Source organism: Arsenicibacter rosenii (genome assembly GCF_001870735.1).
In the GTDB taxonomy this organism is placed as follows: domain Bacteria; phylum Bacteroidota; class Bacteroidia; order Cytophagales; family Spirosomataceae; genus Arsenicibacter; species Arsenicibacter rosenii.
Genome location: NZ_MORL01000031.1, coordinates 1 through 21,256, shown reverse-complemented (window position 1 = coordinate 21,256; position 21,256 = coordinate 1). Strand labels below are relative to the sequence as shown.

Sequence of the window (21,256 nt, the reverse complement as noted above, 5' to 3'; positions counted from 1 at the left end):
TATCAGGGATTTACAGCGAAACACGAAGACCAAGTGTGTAGGTACGCGGATTCGGGTACGCAAAGAAATCAATGCCGCTCCGCGCCACGTTATCACCGGTGGTACTCCCTTCCGGATCATAGCCGGGGTATTTTGTAAAGGTGTACAGGTTGGTTACGTCGGCATACAGCGACAGGGCCTGTAGCCGGAGCTTTTTCGTCAGCGCATTCGGGAAGGCATAGTTCAGGTTCACATTCCGGATGCGGACATACGAACCGTCGAACAGGTATTTTGTCGTACCGGCGCTGAAACCAAACGCATAATCATTCCGGATGGCCCGTGAATACCGGCCTGCTCCCGGATTATCGGCCGACCGCCAGCGATCGGCCATCACCCCCAGCTGGTTCTGAACCCCTGCCCCGTTCAGCGACACCTCACCCCCCTGGAAATAAATTTCGTTCCCCTGCGAACCGTTTACGCTGATGTTCAGCGTCAGGTTTTTGTAGGAAAACCGGTTGCCGAAACCCCACGTAAAGTCGGGCCACGGATTACCGACAATTGTCCGGTCGGCGGCCGTAATGGTGCCGTCGCCGTTAGCGTCCTGGTATTTGTAATCGCCGGGCTGAACGCGCGGATGTTGTTTCGGACTGGCATCGACCTCCTGCTGGGTCTGGAAAACGCCCAGAATATTCAGCAGCCGGAAGCTGGAAATCGGATACCCGACCTGGGCCACCTGATAGTCTGACGTCTGAATCCGGGCCGTTGCCGAGTTCAGCGCCAGCACCTTATTGCGGTTCCAGCTGATGTTGAAATCGGTATTCCACTGAAAGGCGCCCTTCCGGATCGCCTGCGCATTGATGGTCAGTTCAAGCCCCTTGTTTTCAATTTCGCCGATGTTCTGTACCGACGAGCCAAAGCCCGAAGCAGCCGGCAGAATCACGTTGAGCAGCAGGTTCTTTTTGTGTGACCGGTATGCATCGACCACAAACGATAGCCGGTTATTGAACAGCGACAGGTCCAGACCAAGGTTGGTTTGCAGTGACTGTTCCCACGTCAGCAGATCGTTCGATAAACTCGACGGAGCCACACCCGACACCACCTGCCCGCCCTGCACATTCCGCAGAATACTCAGCAGCCCCTGGCTGGCATAGTTCGGGATCAGGTTGTTGCCCGCAATGCCGTAACTAGCCCGCAGTTTCAGGTCATTGATTACCGGCACCGACTTCATAAACGACTCATCCGACACTCGATACGCAAATGAGAACGACGGGAAGGTACCCCAGCGGTTCTGCTTCCCGAACCGTGAACTCCCGTCGGCACGCACCGTTGCCGTAAAGAGATATTTGCCGGCCAGCGTATAGTTTACCCGCGCCAGCCATGACATCATCGACCACTCGCTTTTGTAATCTGTACCCGACGTAACGGCTCCTGCCGCCAGATAGTGTACATCGTCCGTCGGGAAATCGGTAGCCCCCGCCTGCAACACCTGGTCGGTATTTTTCTGGATCGTATAACCGACCAGCGCGTCGATATCATGCACATTGCCAAACTTATGCCGGTAGTTCAGCGTGTTTTCGTTCAGCCAGTTGAGGCTTTTGATTTCGGTGACCCCTGCGGTTGCGGCACCGGTCCGGCTCGTTGCCAGCCCTACCTTCGATGATTTCCAGAGGCGGGTTACGTTGTTGGAATAGTTGACCCCTACTGACGTTTTAAAGACAAAGCCCGGCGCAATTTCGTACTGTAAGTAGTTGTTGGTAAAGACATTGGTATTATTCCGCTGATCCGAGAATTCGGCGGCAATCACCACCGGATTCTCCACCGGAATTCCTGTCGGGCTCGAAAACTCAGAATACGGCGTACCATCGGCATTATACACCGGAATGGTCGGGTCGCTGGCCAGCGCAGCCGAGATCAGGCCACGGTATTGCAGGTGCCCCTCTGCCCGGGCAAAATTCCCGTACGAGTGTGCTCCCGAGAAAGAGGCGCCGAGTTTCAGTTTATCGGTCAGGTGGGCGTCAATGTTGGTCCGTAGCGTAAACTTCTTGAAATCAGACCCAATGATGATCCCCTTCTGGTCGAAGAAACCGCCCGATACGTAGTAGCCAACGTCGCGGCTGGTGCCGCTCGCCGACAGCTGATAGTTCTGAACGATGCCCTGCCGGAAAATGACATCCTGCCAGTCGGTGCCATTTCCTGTAAACTGGCCCGGATTCCGGAATTCCGGTTTTACCTGCGTGGCCGTGCTGCGGACACTATTCGGATCACTGGCCTTTCCGCCGGCAAATACCCAGGCATTATCCCGCCCTTCGGCCACATATTCGGCATATTCGCGGGGCGAGAGCAAATCCAGCTTTTTGGCCAGCTCCTGAATACCGGTCGAATGCTCAAAACTGATTTGCGGTTTGCCGGTTTTACCCCGTTTGGTCGTGATGATCACTACCCCGTTTGCCCCCCGCGACCCATAGATAGCCGTTGCCGAGGCATCCTTCAGGACCTGAATGGATTCAATATCAGACGGGTTAATGGTCGTTAACGGGTTGACCCGGTTCGTACCGCTGCTACCGGCCATGTTGCTGGCCGAATAGGAGTTAGCAGCAAACGTACTCAGGTCAGAACCGCCCCCGCCCGTACCGATGGCATAGCCGTCGACCACATAGAGGGGGGAGTTACCGCCGGTGATGGAGCTGATTCCGCGAATCAGCACGTTGACGTTGCCGCCGGGGGCTCCCGATGTCTGCGTAATCTGCACGCCGGCCACTTTGCCCTGCATCATCTGATCGACACTCGTCGCCGACGGTACCGGCACGAGGTCCTTGTTGGTCAGGTTAACGAGTGAGCCCGTCAGGTCTTTTTTCCGCTGGGTACCGTAGCCGACCACCACCACGTCCTGTAGCTGCTGCTGGTCGGTTTTCAGCGACACGTTGACCGTTGTCCGTCCGTTGACCGGGATTTCCTGCGGCGCATACCCGATAAAACTCACCACCAGCGTACTGCCCGGGGAAATGTTCAGTTTAAAGAGGCCACCGGCGTCGGAGGTCGTACCGTTTGAGGTGCCTTTTTCCGTAATGGTTGCACCCACCAGTTCCCCGCCATCTTCAGCGGCCGTAATTTTGCCGCTGATCAGTAGTTTATTCGATTGGGCATGTACGAGGTTAGCCACGGTCAGCACACTCAGCATGCTGCCAATAACCAGAAGTCGCAGGCGATAAAACAGATAATGGTTCATTGCGTTTTAAGGGTTCAGGAATGATGAAACGATTGATTAACCACTGATAATCACAGACTCAACGTTCAGGTAATCAGCAATTTTCCGGATAGTACCGGCATGGTGGCCGACCCCGAGCGCAAAATGATGGGTCGGTCCTTCGCTGATCCAGCGTTTCAGAAATGTGCGGACATCAGGTTTAAAAAAGCCTCTGGTGTTGGTATTTCCTGTGGGTGGAATCGGGCCCGCAATAGACTCGCCTTCGGCAATGATGAACTTTATTTTGCCGTCGAACGTGGAGTTGATGCTCAACATCGTAATTGGCCCTTCCTTGATTTTGAATTCGACACCGGCTCCGAAGCCCGGCTTGCCGTGGTACTTTTTCAGACTCCGCAACACAGGCTGCCCTTCGGCAATGGCGATGTTATGCGGCCCGTCGTGGCCGACCAGCACAAAATCTTCCTTAAAATCAACCGGATGGAATTCGGCAAAGCTGCCGCCGATACCCAGCCGCTCCATAATCAGCATGGCAATGCAGGTTTTGAGGTCCGACTCACCGCACATCGGGAAGCCCGCCCCCTGCAACAGCGAGTTTCCTACGATCAGGTTCGACATCACGACCCGCGTATCACTGTTATCGGGTCCGTCGTAATAGTAAGCCAGTCCATCCAGCTTCCGGGCCTTAATAAAGCGCTCCAGCGCCACCGCCGCCCGCGCTGCCACGTACAGATCAGCGTCCCGTAATTTCTCCGAAATCGGATCAGACACCGGATCAGGGGTATCGAAAAAGGCGAGTATGCGTTCTTTCAGCCCATCAATTTCGTCTTCGGTCGCCTGCAGATACTGCGTGACAATCTCGTGGGCCTCACACTGCACAATATGCGGACCGAAATGGGCGGTAAGCATGGTTGAATCTGAGTGCATATCGAGCATGGCCTCAATCGGATGGCCGATATGGCCGATACGGGCCGTTTTCAGATCATGCAGCACAGCCGCAATCCGGCAGTACTCTTCAATCTCGGCATCCGCCTGCGGGTCGTCGTAAAGCGTTCCGATGATCATTTCCGGCACCTTTTTGCCCATCCGGACGGCGACGCCGGTAAATTCAGGAAGCGAGCAAATGTCATCGTTATACAGCTGTAAATACGTCGACGCATTGCTGTAGTCCATGGCTTTGTCGGGTTGTAGGGCCACCAGTACAATCGGCACACTGACGCTCCGGATAATGACCCCGAACGTGCTGGAGGTGGCATAGGTAAGCATGTCACAAAAAATCAGGTCCAGATTCGCCGCATTCAGCTTTGGGACCAGGTCATAGGCCTTTGTCGCTTCGTCGACCAGACCAAAATCCACGACATCAGCCGCGTCCAGTTTGTCTAGTTTTTCGATAAATACAGCCTGTTTCCGGAGCATATCGTCCAGCAAACCGTCAAATTGCCCCCAGTATTTGACATAGCCAACGCCAAACACGCCAATACGCGGACGGGTCTTTTTACGGGGACTGATGCCCGTCTGTTCGGCCGTTATGCTATTCAACAGATGATTTTCCATAATTTTCGGTTCGTGTATAATACAACTCAAGTTAGTGCACTAAGTAAAATTACGCCCAAAAGAAGGCAGACTGGTTTAGCCTGCCAGCTCAATACAGGAATTTATGCCGTTTCAGGAAGCGGAGAAGGTTCGCCCGCCGGAGCATGATTGTTTCTGTCAAGTTCCTGAATACGGGGAATCAGCCAGCGTAGTAACAGAAAGGCAAGGGGGTACAGCAGCCCCGACGCGATCCATAGAGGCCGGTAGCTATACTGCTGAATTACAGCGCCCATTAGCGGGTTCAGCAACAATCCGGACAAGGCACCGGCCGTCCCCGAAAGCCCGACAACCGTTGAGGTGGCCTTTTGCCCGAACATATCCGAAATAGCCGTGATGTAGTTGGTGATCCAGAACCCGTGGGCAAACATAAATACGGCCATCAGCGCCACCGCCATATTGACCGACGATGTCCACTCAATCAGCGGAGCGGTAAGCGTAAGAGCCGCAGCAAGGCCCATTACCGTTTTCCGGGCCTTATTCACGGAAAACCCACCGGCAATCAGTCGGCCCGATAACCAGCCACCGAGTATATTAGCTACTCCAAGGGCCAGAAACGGAATCCAGAAAAGAGTCCCGATTTCCTCAAACGATACATTCCGGACGGCACTCAGGTATTTAGGGATCCAGAACATCATAAAATAAAAAACGGGATCGAGCATAAAGCGGATCAGGATAAAAACCCAGGTAACCCGGTTGCGCAGCAACGTCAATAGCGGGATAGTAACGACCGGCGTTGGCTGTGTTTCACCCTGTAGCTGTTCTTTACGCCACGGAATCAGCAGCCACACGGCCACCCAGGCAATGCCGGTCAGGCCGGGAATCAGAAAGCCGCCCCGCCAGCCATAGTGTGTAGATAGCCAGATGGTTAGTGGCGGAGCAACAACCGCGCCGATAGCCGAGCCACCGATGGCGATGCCGTTAGCCAGCGCCCGTTCTTTATTATCGAACCAGCGGTAAACTGTCCAGGCGGCCCCGGGAAAGCACCCGCCTTCGCCCATTCCCAGAAAAAAACGGAACGTCAGCAGTTGGGTAAATGAATGCATAACGGCGTGCAGGCTGTTGGCGACCGACCAAAGCCCGACCGAAACGGCTAACCCTGTTTTTCCGCCGACCCGGTCAATCAGCCAGCCACCGACCGTGAACATAATAGCGTAACTGATCAGAAAACTGGTATTGATCAACCCGTATTCTACATCGGAGATCTTAAACTCCTCCTGGATTTTGATAATGGCAATCGAAAGCACCTGCCGGTCGAGAAAACTCAGACCGGTAGCCACGAAAAGCATAAAAACGATGAGCCAGCGTATGTTGTTGCGCATATAACTTAACGCACTAAGTTAGACAACACAAAGATATAAGTACAGCTATAATAAAAGCAACAGCTATTAAACAATTTTATTTTTTAATTGAATTTTGCCGTGCTGTATCCGGTAAAGACAATATTTACACTAAAAGCACGTATCAACGATAGCATTCCATCCAATCCTTATACATATCCTCCATGAAAACGTTTATCTCATGCGCCATTGCTTTTCTTACCCTTGTTTCGTTTATGAACGTCGCTGCCCAGGAACGCCGGGTTGCCGTACGCCCGTTTGGCTATCCGAAAGGGTCGTGGATGATCGGCGTGCAGGGCACCCGAACCCCGGACCAGCTGCTGGGGAATAATACAGCTGTCCATTTACGGGGTGGTTATTTTGTGGCCGACCAACTGCTGCTTGGCATCAATACCACCTGGCGGATGCTTGCTGCCGATCCTATCAGACTTTACTCTTACGTGGCAGGACCGCAACTCCGCTTTCAGCTTACGCAAACACGGATTTCGCCGTACATCCTGGCTTCATGGCAGTTCGGTTTTAAACAAGACAACGGAGAACAGAAAGTAACGATTACAACCTACAATCCGTCAACAACGCCGCCCTCCTCCTCAACCTCAGTTCTTACGTATAGGGCCCTCGGGGGCACAAAGGCGATTCACAGCCCGACGCTGGGCGCAGGCGTTACGATTGGTATAACCCCGGCGCTGCGCGCTGACCTTGCCTTGACCTGGCAGAAGGAATTTTACTACGGCATGAAAACCTTCAACGGTGCTCCACTCCAACCTCAAATCGGGGTTAATTACGTATTTCTGCGGTAAAGCTTTCCGGCAGGACGTGGACCGGATCGGTCATTTTATGTAAATTCACCGATCCGGTCCGCTTACTCAACTGCCAAACCCATGAACACAACCCCGCTTGAGATCGACAGCCCTGTCACTACCATTATTGTTCAGCGTCCGCTAAAAGCCTGCACACATCTCTATGAGGAATGGCTGAAAGAAATTACGCCGCTGGCGCAACAGGCCACCGGACATCGCGGGGTGAACATCATCCGGCCTCACGGTGAACATGATGCCTATACGGTCGTGCTGCATTTTGATTCGGAAGCTAACCTCCGCCAATGGCTCAACTCGGAGACCCGGAAAAAGCTGGTCGACAAGGTCAGGCCCTATCTTAATGATGCCGAACGCATCGACATCCGGACCGGTCTGGAGTTCTGGTTTACCCCGCCTGCGTCTAAAAAAGCAGCCCCTCCTTACAAGCAATATCTCATTACTTTAACGGCTATTTTTCCGTTATCTATACTGGTTCCCAAAATCCTGTCGCCCTTATTCGATCTGTTACCGGTACTGTTTGTTCCGGTGGTGAGATCCTTTGTGGTCAGCGCCACCATCGTTGCCTTAATGACCTTTGTGATTATGCCGCGTTTCGTCCGGTTAGTAGCCCGGTGGCTATACCGCTAAGCGATACCGGTGACGCAGAAACCCATAAAAAAGGGAGACCCGACGTTGATCCGGTCTCCCTTTCAGGCAATGCTGCTGTAGTGATCTGCTTTATTTCCGCCCGATCCGGTACAACCGTCCCTGATCCGTTACCGCATATAAATAGCCGTCGGTGCCTTGCGTAATGTCGCGGAAACGCTGCTGCTCCCCGGCCAGTAACCGCTCTTCGCCCACTACTTTATTTTCGCTGTTAATCACCAGCCTGACAATGTGCATCCCGCTCAGGCCACCCAGAAACAGGTTATTTTTCCATTCCGGCATGTTATCGCCGGTATAAAACGTCATGCCGCTCGGCGACACCACAGGGTCCCAGTAATAGACCGGCTGCTCCATGCCGCTCTGCTGCTGAATACCGGCTCCGATGGTTTGACCGCTGTATTCGAGTCCGTAGGTAATGGTTGGCCAGCCATAGTTTTTACCAGCCTGAATCCGGTTCACTTCGTCGCCGCCGAGCGGGCCGAATTCGGCTTCCCACAGGTCACCCGTTACCGGATGAAAGGCCAGCCCCTGTACGTTTCGGTGGCCGTACGAATAAATTTCCGGCAAAGCTCCCGACTGCCCCGCAAGCGGATTTCCCGTCGCCGCCTGGCCGTCCTTTGTAATCCGGATCACCTTGCCCAGTGCCGAATTGAGCGATTGGGCCTGCGGACGGGTTACCAGATCGGAGCGTTCGCCGGTGCTGATAATCAGGTTGCCGCTGTTATCAATCAGAATACGGCCTCCATAATGAAGTGTGCCGCTGTAGGCAGGCAGTGCCCGGTAGATAACCGTCGGGTTCTGGATGGTTTTCTCATCGGCCGACAACATGCCTTTGGCAACGGCCGTTGCATTGCCATTCGCGCTGTTCTCAGAGAACACCCAGTAGACCATCCGGTTGGTGGCAAAGGCCGGATCAACGCGGACGCCCAGTAAACCGCCCTGACCGGATGCATTCACGGCCGGCAAGCCCGTAATTGGCTCACTCACCTGACCACCGGTGGTTACAATCCGCATGGTGCCGCCCTTCTGCGTGATCAGCAAACGGCCATCGGGGAGGGTTGTAATCCCCCACGGGTTTTGCAGGCTTTCGGTCAGCACACGGCCTTCGTAAGCCGTTGTAGTCTGAGTGCCGGCAACGCGGGTCTGCCCTTCAAAAGCGGGCGTATAGGTTGTATTAGCCGGTTTTGTTTCTACGGGTGTCAGTGTCCCGCCCGGCGTAGTATTTTCCTGATCAACATCGGGATCACATGCAGCCAGCAGCATCGCACCGGCAACAAACAACGACCATTTACAAGGGATTGAGTGGATTACCTTTTTCATCTTCTGAATGTATGTTTTCTGTTTAGCCATCATTCGGCTAACACCTGCTGTCAGCCTACTTAGTTCATATAACTAAATCCGGCACCATTCGTCTTTTTTCACGAGCGAAAGGACCGGCCGGTTTACGTTTTAACGCATTAATTCCGGCGTCTGTCAATAGATTCTCCGGTCAATATGCTTATTACACAGGGCTGCTTCATCACCTGTTCCGGAACGGCCCTTTTCACCGGTTTATCAAACGGACACTCAACCCAGCATGACTCATTACCGCGCCTGCCGCCCTCGCTACGTCTTTCTGCTCCTGTTTTTTGTCGTTGCCTTCACGGCCGGCGCACAGTCGGGTAAGCCGTTGCGCTTGTTTATGATCGGCAACAGTTTTTCCCAGAATGCCTCGAAGTTTCTGCCGCAGCTGAGCAAAGAGGGCGGCCATAGCCTGGTGATCGGACGGGCCGAGATTGGAGGCAGTTCCCTGCAACGGCACTGGGAGCACGCCGAGGCGGCCGAAAAAGACCCCAACGATCCGAAGGGCAAACCCTATTCGGGTAAATCGTTAAAAGACTTACTATCGGCAGGCACGTGGGATGTGGTGACGATTCAGCAGGCCTCTATTCTTTCCGGCGACAGCAGCACGTACCAGCCCTATGCCCGTAAGTTGTACGACTTTGTGAAGAAACTACAGCCACAGGCACAGATAGTATTCCACCAGACCTGGGCTTACCGTACCGACTCGAAAGACTTCAGCCGGATTTCCCCGAACGATTCGGCCAGAAATGCCCGGCAGATGTGGCAGGCGTCGCGGGCGGCCTACCACGCAACGGCCGGAGCCCTGGGCGTTCCGGTCATTCCGAACGGAGATGCCTTTTACCGGATCAGTTCGAGCCGGAAATGGGGGTATCGTGCCAAGCAACCCGTTAATCCTGCTCAGCTTAAGGCACCGGTATTGCCCGATCAAACGCATTCACTCCACGTAGGTTACCGGTGGGATAAAGACAAACTGGCTTTCGATTCGCATCACGCCAACGACGCCGGTTGCTTGCTGGGCGGCCTGGTCTGGTACAGCTTTCTGTTCAATGAATCGCCCGAAAAGCTGACCTTCCGCCCCGAAACGGTGGATGAAGCCTTTGCCGGACAATTACGGAAAACCGCGTGGAAAACGGTTTTAAAAACCCGGTCGAAAGCGAAGCACACATGGACCCTGGCCCGATAACGGCCTGATTTGACGGCCTGACACAGCCTGAACGTATTGCGGAAGCGTAGGGCGTTGTTCAGCTGAGCAGGGCGTTCATAAATAAACCGGCCGGGTTCAAGCCGGCCGGTCTGCTCTTATATTGATTTCGGCAAGCCCTACTGTAAGGCCTCAACAGGGCTATGTTTCATGAGGCTATGGGGCGTTTTCGTTGGCGGTTCCGACAAACGCTGATGCCACCATCCTTTGCCCTGAGGCAGTAAATCCCGGGCCGACCGGCCTGCTGCCAGGCGGCGAACCAGGGCTTCCAGCGGCATTGCCACCAATGCCTTCCCCCGGCAATCGTATACCCCCGGCTCATAATGATTGTCCTGTCTGGTTACTAAGCAATGCCAGTCAAATGAACCCAATAACGCCCAGGAAGTAACAGCTTTAACATCAATACCGGCTGTTTTGGCGGCCCGGGCAATTACCCAGGCTTCGTGTAGCCAAAGCAGTTGTTCTTCTGCACTGGCCCCTATGTGCACTTCGGTGAGGGCCAGCGGTCGTTTGTAGCGTGCCCACGTTTCTTCGATGAGGGCGCCCAATCCGGCCCGTCGGGCAGGGGCTGCCCGTACCACTTCCGTATCCACGTACCGGTGTTGGCCGTTGCCTCCCCACATCGCTTCCGGATAGCCCGACAGGTTATCATCCAGATAGCGCTCACTGGTTATGTAATGATTGATCCCGATGATATCCGGCGGGCAGGGGTTGTCGGCGAAGTACCAGAGTTCATGGTCTGTAAAACCAAGCCACCGGCAATATTGCCACAACGGGTGGGCAGGGGTAAAGCTACCCGTCAGCAAATCCCACGTAAGCCAGCGCCGGTCGTTTTCCCAGTCGGCCTGATACTGCAGCGCATCCGTAGCATGCGTTTTCCCCAGATCTTCGGTTTGTATCAGCTGCGCATCCGAATTGACCTCCCGGATCGCCTTCATGGCGTTTATCGTTGCCCGGCACTGACAGAACAGAAGTTTGAAAAACGAATACGGATCCCGCTGATGCGGATACCAATGCCCGTAGAGTCCCGAAAAGCGGGCCGTAGTCATGGGCTCATTGATGGGCGTATAGGCCTGTATTCCGGGGTGGCGTCTGGCCAGGCCGGCGGCAAAGTGCACCAATCCCTGTTCAAACCGCTCAGGCTGGTCAAATGTCGCGTAGCGGGGACCACACCCATGATGCACCAGCCCTACAACCGGCTGAATCCCTGCCTTTGCCAGATGGCGGAGGCGTTGATCGGCCCACTGCCAGTCTGTGGTATCCTGCTGCGCGGGTGCCAGTGCCTCCCACAATATGGGGTACCGGATGGTTTTTATGTCCAGGCCGGCAAATGCGTCGAGGTCCGACAAGCGGTGCAGGTGACCGCTGCGGGCAAGCTGACTCATGTAGGCCTCTCCTACCCGGTTGATGGTACACTCAACGCCTCCCCAAAGCTCAGGAGAAGCTGGTTTTAGCGGATTTCCTGCCTGTATACCGGAGCCTCTATCAACTGGCTCTGTATCAGGGCGTACATTCTTTTCCATGTTGCCTCCCATGAATTTGATTTCAGCCAGTTGTCCAGGTCCTTCTGGCAGGCAAATGCTTTGGTACTCAGAACGGACATGATGGCGCGTTCAAACGCCTCTGCATCTGCTCCGATAAACACACATGCCCATTTTTCATAGACTGTTTTTACATCGGTGATCGGCGTCGATACCACCGGCAGCCCGGCAGCTAAGTACTCAGGTGTTTTTGTCGGGCTGATGAACCGGGTGGCCTTGTTAAGAGCAAACGGCAGCATCGCCACCTGCCAGTGGGCCAGGTAAGCCGGCAGTTCAGCATACGCCTTCATGCCCAGATAATGCAGGTTCGGCCCTGTCGGGAGCGATTCCGGCGCAATTTTGACCACCGGCCCCAGAAAAATAAACTGCCAGCCGGGCTGGCTGGCAGCCAGCTGTTTTACCAGTGCGGTATCAAAGCGCTCGTCGATTACCCCGCAGAAGCCTATTTTGACCCCATCAACCGCAGCCTGATCGGCCGGTTCCTGTAGTTCCTTACGTGCCTGACTGAAGTGATTAAAATCAATGGCGCTGGGAAATAAATACGCATTCGGATGAAAATGCCTTTTGTGTTCGAATAAGCCCGGACCACCGGTAAACAACAGATCAACATGTTGCATCAGGGAACCTTCCAGCGCCCCTAAATCGGTGTGCGCCCCCAGAAAGCCGGATAATTCATCCATGCAGTCATAGATGGCTATCGCCGGCCGCAGTATATCGCTGAACTGACGCATCATGGGGGTGTAATACCAGACCGCATAATTGGTTAATCCGTTTTTTTGTACCCACGCGGCCAGCCATTCCCCTTGTAGCCGGATGCGCTCTTCGGGCATCCGTGACGGGGCAATATGCGGGCAAAGCACAAAGATAGCCGGCCCCACCTGCTTCATCTGAAGCCCTTCTGTATCATCTTCTACGGGTTCTTCCCAGAAATACACCGGCCAATGGTTACTCGCCCGAGACATTAAATGCTGAGGACGCTGATAAACAAAATTCCAGCGCAGGTGTGAAAAGCAGATAAGTCCCTGCAGGTCATTTTCCGGACCAGGCACCGTGTCAGCCGTTTCTCCGGCAAACGCGGTCGTTCCCTGATCCGGCAGTGTTACGCTATGTTCTGATCGCATGGTTGAGTACGTCTTAATGTTAACGTTTACAGGATTTTATATCCCCCTTTATTGCCGGCAGCCTACTCATGCCCTTTGCGCTTACTATTGAAAAATGCCCACGCGGCCGTAGCCACGGCAACGGTTACCGCAACCCGGATTACCACCCGCTGCGGGTTGTATTTCCATTCGGCTTTCCGGCCTTTTTCGGCAAAAAAGTCAGGGATTCTCCCCTGCTTAAGGTCGGCCACGATCCCTTCTACCGCCGCAACCCGGTCGGCAAGCAGCAACGGGAGCCAGTGGCCGTAATGCGACTCACTGTACTTAAACGCATAGCGACGCAGCTGCCCGCTCAGCCCCCGTGGCGGCACGCTCGTTCCGAAGGTAGCCGACAGGTTCGGGCGCTCGATGGAGTGTAAGACCTCAACATGGCTCTGTTGCTGCGCCGGTCGTTGCCAGGTATACCCTTCCTGTTCTTCATTGGTCCTTTTTTTAATAGGATACGTCGGGTCATTCTTAGGGTCAATATCAATCCCCCACCCGTTGATATGGGTGTACTTCTGCGCTAATTTGTCCATGGAATTTATGCGTTTGATTTAGGTGGAATCAATACCGTTTTAATACAGTTGTCCAGTTTGTCGGAGAAAATACGGTAGGCATCCGCCACTTCTTCGAGCGGAATACGGTGCGTAATCATGGCTTTGGGATCCAGAATGCCGTTCCGGATATGCTCAATTAACCGGGGGAGTAAGCGTTTGACAGAGGCCTGATTGGCGCGTATGGTAATGCCTTTGTTGACAACATTCCCGATCGGGATCAGGTTATCCGTTGGCCCGTATACCCCGACAATCGAAACCACGCCGCCTTTTTTAACCGAATTAATGGCCCAGTGCAACGCGGTCGATGACCCGGCCTGCAACAACATTTTCCGGCCAGTGAGGGTATTCAGCGCATTTCCGGCGGCTTCGGCCCCTACCGCATCGATGCATACGTCAGCGCCCATCCAGTCTGTTGTTTTTTTAATGAACACCACCGGATCTTCAATAGAGCGGAAATTATAGGCTTCGCACTGCGCAAAGTTGCGGACAAACTCCAGGCGGTATTCTTCCTGATCGATCACGATAACCCGGCCTGCCCCGAAAAGCCAGGCACATTTAGCGGCCATGATGCCGATCGGCCCTGCTCCAAATACAACAACGGTATCACCGGGCTGTATACCTCCCATTTCGGCCGCCTGATATCCGGTAGGCACAACATCGGTCAGCAGTACGGCATCGTCCGGATGCATCCAGTCAGGGATGACGGTCGGGCCAAAATCTGCGTACGGCACCCGAACGTATTCTGCCTGTCCGCCGTCATAGCCTCCTGCGGTGTGCGAATACCCGAAAATACCGCCAACGGCTGTTGCTTCAGGGTTTGATTCATGGCAGTTCCCATACAACTCCTGGCGGCAAAACGCACACTTCCCGCAGGCAATATTGAAGGGGACCATCACCATATCGCCAACTTTAAGCTGCCGGATATCAGCACCTACTTCCTCTACTACCCCGATAAACTCATGCCCGAACGTAGAACCCGGACGCGTATCGGGCACATTCCCGTTGTATAAATGAAGATCAGACCCACATATACAGCTACGGGTAACCCGGACAATCGCATCTTCCGGATGCTGAATTTGTGGCATTGGCTTATTATCAATCCGGACCCGCTGTGGGCCTCTGTAATTCATGGCCAGCATATTCATCAGACTTGAGTAAAGTGTTAAACTACGAGGTGTATTCCTGATGGACATTGTCCTCGTTAATGTAACCTTCGCTGCCGGGTTTGCCCCCGCAGATCTGCCATAAAGTGAGGCAACGTACCGTTTCGACTTGACGGCAACAGACAACCCGTCTTGCTGCCCGAATGCCGGCATCGTCTGAAATCCTGAATCCGTTACAGGGATTGTGTAAATACCTTGACGTTAAAGCGGTCAAGGCCGTCTTTAGCAGGAAAAAGATTCCGCAAGCCAGATACGATTAACAATTTGTTTATGGATACAAGTAAATATGACTTTCTTATGGATAAGTAAGCAGAGATTTATAACTTCCCGTTTTATATCAGATCATAGGAACGTATATGGAAAGCTGTGCAATCGTTGAAGATGATGTTGTGTATAGCCAACAGCTTGTAAAGTTTATTGAAAGAACGGGATTGTTTACTTCTCCAAGGGTATATACCACCGTTTCGGCTGCCTTAGAAGGGCTTTTGATCGAGCCGGCCGATTTTATTTTCTTAGATTACAACCTTCCGGATAATAACGCTGACTATCTGCTTGAGGTACTCCGGCCCGACTCTGCCGTTATCATGCTGACGGTTCACCGCGACCCTGCGGTCGAATGTTTTAACATAGACTGTGTGGTGGATTATGTCATGAAACCGTTCAGCTACGAGCGGCTGCTGAAAGCAGTGATCCGCGGCAGAGATCACCTGAACTATGTCGCCGGGAAAGCATTGCTGTCTCCCTCAAAAAAACTTATTGATCCTGAGTTCATCTATTTCAAGAGCGGCCGGAAAAACATCCGATTTCTACTTTCTGATATCTACTACGCGCAGGCATTCGGGCCCTATGTAAAAATTTTTTCGGATAAAGGGATAACCGTCGTAGACGGCTGGCTTTCTAATTTTGAAAGCTTACTACCAGCCGATACTTTTTTGCGGGTACATAAATCGTTTATAGTGAATATCCGGCATATCGCCCATGTGGATACAGCACACGTCCGGATGCCGGATGCGGAAGTTCCAATCGGGATCACCTACAAAGCGAATGTAAAAAATGTGCTGTCGAACGCACCGGTTTTGTTGGTGGACCTAAAAAAGAAGTTGCTTTCGGGCAGGTAGACGCAGACTTCAGTGCTGCCTGTTAACCGGTATACAAACGGTTACGATGGTTCCCTTACCGGGGTTGCTCCTGAAGGTAAGTGCGCCTTGTAGCAGCTTCGCCAGTTCGTTACAGATCTCCAGGCCGATGCCGGTTCCCTTTTCCCCTAAGGTGCCTTTGGTCGAAGGTATATGCCCATCTGCTATACTCTTTATTACATCGTCCGGCATTCCAACCCCAAAGTCCTCGATCGAGATATAGCAGTACGTATCCAAAAGGCGACTCCGTATATGGATCTTACCGCCGGTATGACTAAATTTGATGGCATTCTGGATAATATTTCTGAGTATAATTTCCAGTAAATATTCATCTGAATACAACCTTACAGGTGCCAGATCTACGGCTATATCAACCTGTTTTACAGCCACATCGCGCATAAAATTCGTTAAAATAGCTGAAACAATGCTATTGATGTCTGTTTCTGAAAAATAGAGTTTCCAGCCCGATCGCTGTAGTCTCGACCAATGCAGTAAATTATCCAGATTTAAATATACCTTGTCTACATAATCAGCGGCATACCGGATTTCTGTTTTTTCTTTGTACTGATCTGCTAAGTTTTCCAACAGTATTTTTACCGAACTTACCGGACTTCTTAAATCATGACTGAGAATATTGAAAAGTTTATCTTTATAGAGATTTGACTTTTCCAGATCATTTTTTTGCGCAAACAAACCCTCACTCTGCCTGGTCAGAATAAGTTGAATATCCTTTATGTATTTTTTAGCCGCATAACTGCTATAGCTTACGATTAAAATACTTAATAGTTCATGGATAAAATCATCCTGATCAAATGGTTTACCTAAATAGAATATCGTAATTAATCGGATCGCAACAAACAAAATAATATAACCTATAATCAGGATCCATGAAAAAAATCCATCGAAAAGTAAATGCGCAATCAGGCAAAGTTGTATGACATTAATTTCTACGTGTGAATCTACGCCTTCCTGCAACCGTCTTACAGCAATATAGGCAATTACCAGAAACGAAGAGATAACCAGTGCATAACGGGCCTTATTTAACCTGCCGGTATATAAAAAGAAAGAGACCAGCAAGGGAAACCCCAATGTCAGCGGAATTAAATCAAAAAGTCGGGAAGGTTGGTTGGTTAATAGTGATAAAATACCAACAAGGCAAAATATGGCAACTGTGATAATACTATACAGGTTTATAATCTTAGCACGTATTGAATCGATTAGCGGAACCTCCAGCCGATCACTGTCCAGACTGCCATATATAACGCTCAATGACTTCTTATACCTATCTATACTTGTTTTCATTGGAATGCCGCTGAGTACTTTCTGTTGGCAAAATTAGGATGAAAATAGACATTAAGTAGCAATTGCTTCAGTAATTCAACCGATTTGCACACTCTTGTACTCTGTCAGCCGACTATTGGATTACGTATACGACATACAAATAAAAATGATCGATAATGGCTGAAAAAGCACTGATAGTAGCTATATAATGACAGGAATTACGGAATTACTGATAGGAAACTGAGTCAGAACACCAATTCGTTTACAGCAGACCTGATACTTTTGAGATAGGCTTAAGCGTTATGTGGCTATTATAAGTTACGAATATGTATACTTTAGTGTCATTTTTTTTGCCAACTCATTCATGATCATGGAAAAGAACCGGGTTTACGATGGATCGCGTTATATCGTTCAAAAAAGCGGAAGACATCACTCATTTAGTGTCAACGTTAAAAGCAGAACACACACTCATTATCAACGTAAATAATGAAAAAATAGACGTACGGATTATTACATTTCCACGTGCCGATAGTTCCCTGTCCGGCAAGGGCAGCAGTAATAACAGGACGAATACCTTTAAGCAGTTTATTCCCAACAATGATGAATTTACGCAGCCCATACAAAGTTTCTCTATTCTTCCGGATAAAGACTTCAGGCCTGACTTACTCCTGCTGAAAAAAGGAAATAAGAATGACTTAATTACGCTGCGTAATGTTATCTATCTTGAAGCAGACGGTAATTACACTTACATATGCACAAAAGAGAAAAGATATATTATAAAAAAATCACTTAAAAGCCTGTTGGGTTCACTCAGTGAGCAATTTCAACAATGCCATAAGAAATACTGCATAAATATTGATCATCTGGAATCGATTCAAAAAAACACCTTGCATCTTGATGGAGACTATTCAGTACCGATCAGTAAATTCTACAAAAAGAATTTCTTAGCATTTGCGTCTGCCTATCTGAATGTAAAGAAATATTAACACGTATACATTCCGTAAAACAGGCATATATCACAGCACTTAGGCTTGTTTTTTAGTCAAAATTTCATAGAGCGGTTTACTACCCGGCGATCTAACTGAAAAAGCCCGGAACATCAGATGTTCCGGGCTTTTTCAGTTAGATCGCCGCTGTTCTTTTATGGCCTCGACGCGCGTATTTTTTTAACAGTTACCGGCACACAAATCGCCGGTGGGCAACTGCAATTTGTCGTTAGGGTTAATGACACATCGCGGTAACACCCCAACTGATTATACATTCGCACCGTATACGTCCGGTCTCCGGTCAGATTAGTGGCCAGTGACCCGTCGGCAGGTACCGCCGATAAGGCAGGATTAACAGCGGTAAAACTGCTGCCTTCGGTAATCGCATACCGGTACTGACCCGGATTCAGGCCCAGCCCCAGCACCGTCAGCCGGCCATCGTTGCGTGGTTGCCCCCCCTCACAGGTCGGTGATGTTGGTACGACCGTAAAGGCCGGTACACTATCCAATTCAATAATCAGCGGACAGCAGGACGTAGACGGGCATTGCACATTACTGCTCTCCACGGTATACTCACCCGTCTGCGTAGCCGTATAGCTGCTGCCAGTCGCCAATGGAATAGCCGTACCATTGCGATACCACTGATAACTGTTGTAGCCTCCGGGGGCGGTAAGCCCAATCTGGAACGCTGTTCCCTGACAGACTTTTATTGGTACGGTTACGCAGACAGTTGTTTCACTATCCGGTATGCCGATCAGGCGGGCTGTATTATAAATGACCCCTTCTGCCAGCACACTTACCGAGTAGGTTAGCGTGGCCGTTGCCCCGGCGGGCAGGTTGCCCAATGTCCATTTCCCGGGAACACCGGCAACAAATGACCCGGCTGAGGCAGCAACGGAAGCAGGCAGCAGTACGACAGCGCTACTTAGTGAATCCTGCACGACTACATTCGTTGCCGCAGCCCCGCCTGTATTGCTCAGCACCAGCGTATAGCTGACGACTTCGCCTATCTGTGCTTTTTTGGTACTAACCAATTTTTTCAGAATCAGCTCGGGTGTCTGACCGATGGTAATCATCAGGCTGGCCGTTGTCTGACACTGTGGTCCTGTCACACACGTGGCAGAATAGGTGGTGGTAGCGGTCGGACTGACGGTAATCGTCAGTATCGCGTTCTGTCCCGTTGACCAGACAACCGTGCCGCTTTGACAACCCGTAGCGGTCAGCGTAACCGGCTGACCCGCCAGCGCGGTTACGCTGCCGGCCGTCAGTTGAAGCACAGGGGCCGGGCTTACCGTTACTCCTGTCAGGGCGGATACTGATTGTACGTCGTCACGGCAGATCACCGTATAACTGGTCGTTTGCGCAGGCATTACAACGATAGTGGCCGTAGTTTGTCCGTTACTCCACCAGATATCGGCCCCGCAGTTGACAGCCGTCAGCGTCACTGACTGACCGGCACAAATTGCCCCGCCGGTTGCTTCGACCTGTACATTGGCCGGAATCGTACCGATTCGAAGGCGGGCGGCCGTTGTGCAGCCAGGCCCGGTCGTGCAGGTCGCGGAGTACAGGACCGCAGGCGTTGGCGAAACAATGAGCTGAGTAGTTGTCTGTCCGGTTGACCAGACCAGAGAACCAACGCATCCGTTGGCAACCAGCGTTATCGAATTAGTTGTTCCTTTCACCGCAGACAGGCTCAGCACCGGCTGCGGCATTACCGTCACCGTGCCCACCGCCGTGGTAGTCGAGTTGGTCTGCGTCGTACAGGTCGCCGTATAATTCGTCGTTTGTGTCAGGGCAGGCGTTACCAGCGTATTGCCCGTCGTGCTGGTTGACCACGTCACGGTGCCCGTGCAACCCGAGGCGGTCAGCGTGGCGCTGCTGCCGTAACAGACCGTCGCCGAAACCACTACCAGACTCGCCGCCGGTTGGGTATTGACCGTCAAAGACGCCGTCGTCTGACAGCCTGGGCCCGTCACACACGTGGCGCTGTAGGTCTGCGTTGGCTGCGACGGTGTCACGCTGATGGTATTGCCGTTGCCCCCCGTTGACCAGCTCACCGTGCCCGCACAGCCGATGGCCGACAAACTCACCGGTGTGCCCACCGTCACATTCGTGGCGCTGGCCGCAAGGCTCAGCACCGGCTGCGGCATTACCGTCACCGTGCCCACCGCCGTAGTCGCTGAACCCGTCGAGGTCGTACAGGTCGCCGTATAATTTGTCGTTGCCGTCAGGTTTGGCGTGGTCAGGCTGGTGCCCGTCGTGCTGGTGCCCGTCGTGCTGGTTGACCACGTCACCGTGCCCGTGCAACCCGAGGCTATCAGGGTGGCACTGCTGCCGTAACAGACTGTGGCCGATAGCACTACTAAACTCGCCACCGGTTGGGTATTGACCGTCAAAGACGCCGTCGTCTGACAGCCCGGACCCGTCACGCACGTGGCGCTGTAGGTCTGCGTTGGCTGTGATGGCGTTACGCTGATCACTACGCCATTGCCGCCCGTCGACCAGCTTACCGTACCCACACAGCCGATGGCCGACAGGCTCACCGGCGTGCCAACCGTCACGTTGGTTGACGAAGCTTGCAGGCTCAGCACCGGCTGCGGCATTACCGTCACCGTGCCCACCGCTGTAGTCGCTGAACCCGTCGAGGTCGTACAGGTCGCCGTATAATTCGTCGTTTGTGTCAGGGCAGGCGTTACCAGCGTATTGCCCGTCGTGCTGGTTGACCACGTCACGGTGCCCGTGCAACCCGAGGCGGTCAGCGTGGCGCTGCTGCCGTAACAGACCGTCGCCGAAACCACTACCAGACTCGCCGCCGGTTGGGTATTGACCGTCAAAGACGCCGTCGTCTGACAGCCTGGGCCCGTCACACACGTGGCGCTGTAGGTCTGCGTTGGCTGCGACGGTGTCACGCTGATGGTATTGCCGTTGCCCCCCGTTGACCAGCTCACCGTGCCCGCACAGCCGATGGCCGACAAACTCACCGGTGTGCCCACCGTCACATTCGTGGCGCTGGCCGCAAGGCTCAGCACCGGCTGCGGCATTACCGTCACCGTGCCCACCGCTGTAGTCGCTGAACCCGTCGAGGTCGTACAGGTCGCCGTATAATTCGTCGTTTGCGTCAGATTCGGCGTGATCAGGCTGGTGCCCGTCGTGCTGGTTGACCACGTCACCGTGCCCGTGCAACCCGAGGCTATCAGGGTGGCACTGCTGCCGTAACAGACTGTGGCCGATAGCACTACTAAACTCGCCANTGGGTATTGACCGTCAAAGACGCCGTCGTCTGACAGCCTGGGCCCGTCACACACGTGGCGCTGTAGGTCTGCGTTGGCTG

At 52.7% G+C, this 21,256-nt stretch carries 15 protein-coding genes; 5 read left to right on the top strand and 10 right to left on the bottom strand.

What is annotated here, in order from left to right:
• Window positions 1–10: 10 nt before the first annotated feature.
• The 3 genes from BLX24_RS27280 to BLX24_RS27270 form a co-directional block, all read right to left on the bottom strand.
• On the bottom strand, window positions 11–3,205 hold the full coding sequence (locus tag BLX24_RS27280) for a SusC/RagA family TonB-linked outer membrane protein (protein WP_071506402.1): 3,195 nt from the start codon (window positions 3,203–3,205) through the stop codon (window positions 11–13).
• A 36-nt stretch (window positions 3,206–3,241) separates the two neighbouring features.
• Window positions 3,242–4,735 (bottom strand): L-fucose/L-arabinose isomerase family protein, encoded by a 1,494-nt coding sequence (locus tag BLX24_RS27275; protein ID WP_071506401.1) that lies wholly within the window; start codon window positions 4,733–4,735, stop codon window positions 3,242–3,244.
• 101 nt (window positions 4,736–4,836) lie between these two features.
• Window positions 4,837–6,093, bottom strand: coding sequence for an MFS transporter (locus BLX24_RS27270; protein WP_071506400.1), 1,257 nt, complete (start codon window positions 6,091–6,093; stop codon window positions 4,837–4,839).
• Window positions 6,094–6,275: 182 nt separating this feature from the next.
• Between BLX24_RS27270 and BLX24_RS27265 the strand changes: the two genes are divergently transcribed.
• Together BLX24_RS27265 and BLX24_RS27260 are read left to right on the top strand one after the other, a co-directional pair.
• Entirely contained in the window at window positions 6,276–6,911 is a 636-nt protein-coding gene (locus BLX24_RS27265) for a hypothetical protein (RefSeq protein WP_071506399.1), read from the top strand.
• A gap of 81 nt (window positions 6,912–6,992) precedes the next feature.
• Complete coding sequence (locus BLX24_RS27260; protein WP_071506398.1) at window positions 6,993–7,556, top strand: antibiotic biosynthesis monooxygenase; 564 nt, start codon at window positions 6,993–6,995, stop codon at window positions 7,554–7,556.
• 90 nt (window positions 7,557–7,646) lie between these two features.
• Here BLX24_RS27260 and BLX24_RS27255 read toward each other — a convergent pair whose 3' ends face one another.
• Window positions 7,647–8,894, bottom strand: a complete 1,248-nt coding sequence (locus BLX24_RS27255; protein ID WP_071506437.1) for a PQQ-dependent sugar dehydrogenase — start codon at window positions 8,892–8,894, stop codon at window positions 7,647–7,649.
• A gap of 256 nt (window positions 8,895–9,150) precedes the next feature.
• Here BLX24_RS27255 and BLX24_RS27250 point away from each other — a divergent pair, with 256 nt between their 5' ends.
• A complete protein-coding gene (locus tag BLX24_RS27250) occupies window positions 9,151–10,101 on the top strand; it encodes a DUF4886 domain-containing protein (RefSeq protein WP_071506397.1) in 951 nt (316 codons plus the stop codon).
• A 137-nt stretch (window positions 10,102–10,238) separates the two neighbouring features.
• Here BLX24_RS27250 and BLX24_RS27245 read toward each other — a convergent pair whose 3' ends face one another.
• The 4 genes from BLX24_RS27245 to BLX24_RS27230 form a co-directional block, all read right to left on the bottom strand.
• Window positions 10,239–11,642, bottom strand: a complete 1,404-nt coding sequence (locus BLX24_RS27245; RefSeq protein WP_143092832.1) for a family 1 glycosylhydrolase — start codon at window positions 11,640–11,642, stop codon at window positions 10,239–10,241.
• Window positions 11,570–12,781, bottom strand: a complete 1,212-nt coding sequence (locus BLX24_RS27240) for a glycosyltransferase (protein WP_083422210.1) — start codon at window positions 12,779–12,781, stop codon at window positions 11,570–11,572. Before BLX24_RS27240 ends, BLX24_RS27245 begins: the two co-directional genes overlap by 73 nt.
• 62 nt (window positions 12,782–12,843) lie before the next feature.
• Window positions 12,844–13,338 carry a hypothetical protein gene (locus tag BLX24_RS27235; RefSeq protein ID WP_071506395.1) on the bottom strand — a complete coding sequence of 165 codons (495 nt, stop codon included), beginning with the start codon at window positions 13,336–13,338 and terminating at the stop codon, window positions 12,844–12,846.
• 5 nt (window positions 13,339–13,343) lie between these two features.
• On the bottom strand, window positions 13,344–14,498 hold the full coding sequence (locus BLX24_RS27230; RefSeq protein ID WP_071506435.1) for a zinc-dependent alcohol dehydrogenase: 1,155 nt from the start codon (window positions 14,496–14,498) through the stop codon (window positions 13,344–13,346).
• A 380-nt stretch (window positions 14,499–14,878) separates the two neighbouring features.
• On the opposite strand from BLX24_RS27230, the gene BLX24_RS27225 reads away from it, so the two are divergent.
• Window positions 14,879–15,640: a LytR/AlgR family response regulator transcription factor gene (locus BLX24_RS27225; protein WP_071506394.1), complete on the top strand. Its 762-nt coding sequence runs from the start codon at window positions 14,879–14,881 to the stop codon at window positions 15,638–15,640.
• Between the two features lie 9 nt (window positions 15,641–15,649).
• On the opposite strand, the gene BLX24_RS27220 is transcribed toward BLX24_RS27225, so the two are convergent.
• The gene (locus BLX24_RS27220) at window positions 15,650–16,960 is read right to left on the bottom strand and encodes a sensor histidine kinase (RefSeq protein WP_071506393.1); all 1,311 of its coding nucleotides are present in this window, start codon (window positions 16,958–16,960) and stop codon (window positions 15,650–15,652) included.
• Between the two features lie 371 nt (window positions 16,961–17,331).
• Here BLX24_RS27220 and BLX24_RS27215 point away from each other — a divergent pair, with 371 nt between their 5' ends.
• The gene (locus tag BLX24_RS27215; protein WP_071506392.1) at window positions 17,332–17,925 is read left to right on the top strand and encodes a LytR/AlgR family response regulator transcription factor; all 594 of its coding nucleotides are present in this window, start codon (window positions 17,332–17,334) and stop codon (window positions 17,923–17,925) included.
• 155 nt (window positions 17,926–18,080) lie between these two features.
• Here BLX24_RS27215 and BLX24_RS34195 read toward each other — a convergent pair whose 3' ends face one another.
• Complete coding sequence (locus tag BLX24_RS34195; protein ID WP_445422156.1) at window positions 18,081–19,001, bottom strand: DUF11 domain-containing protein; 921 nt, start codon at window positions 18,999–19,001, stop codon at window positions 18,081–18,083.
• Window positions 19,002–21,256 lie beyond the last annotated feature (2,255 nt).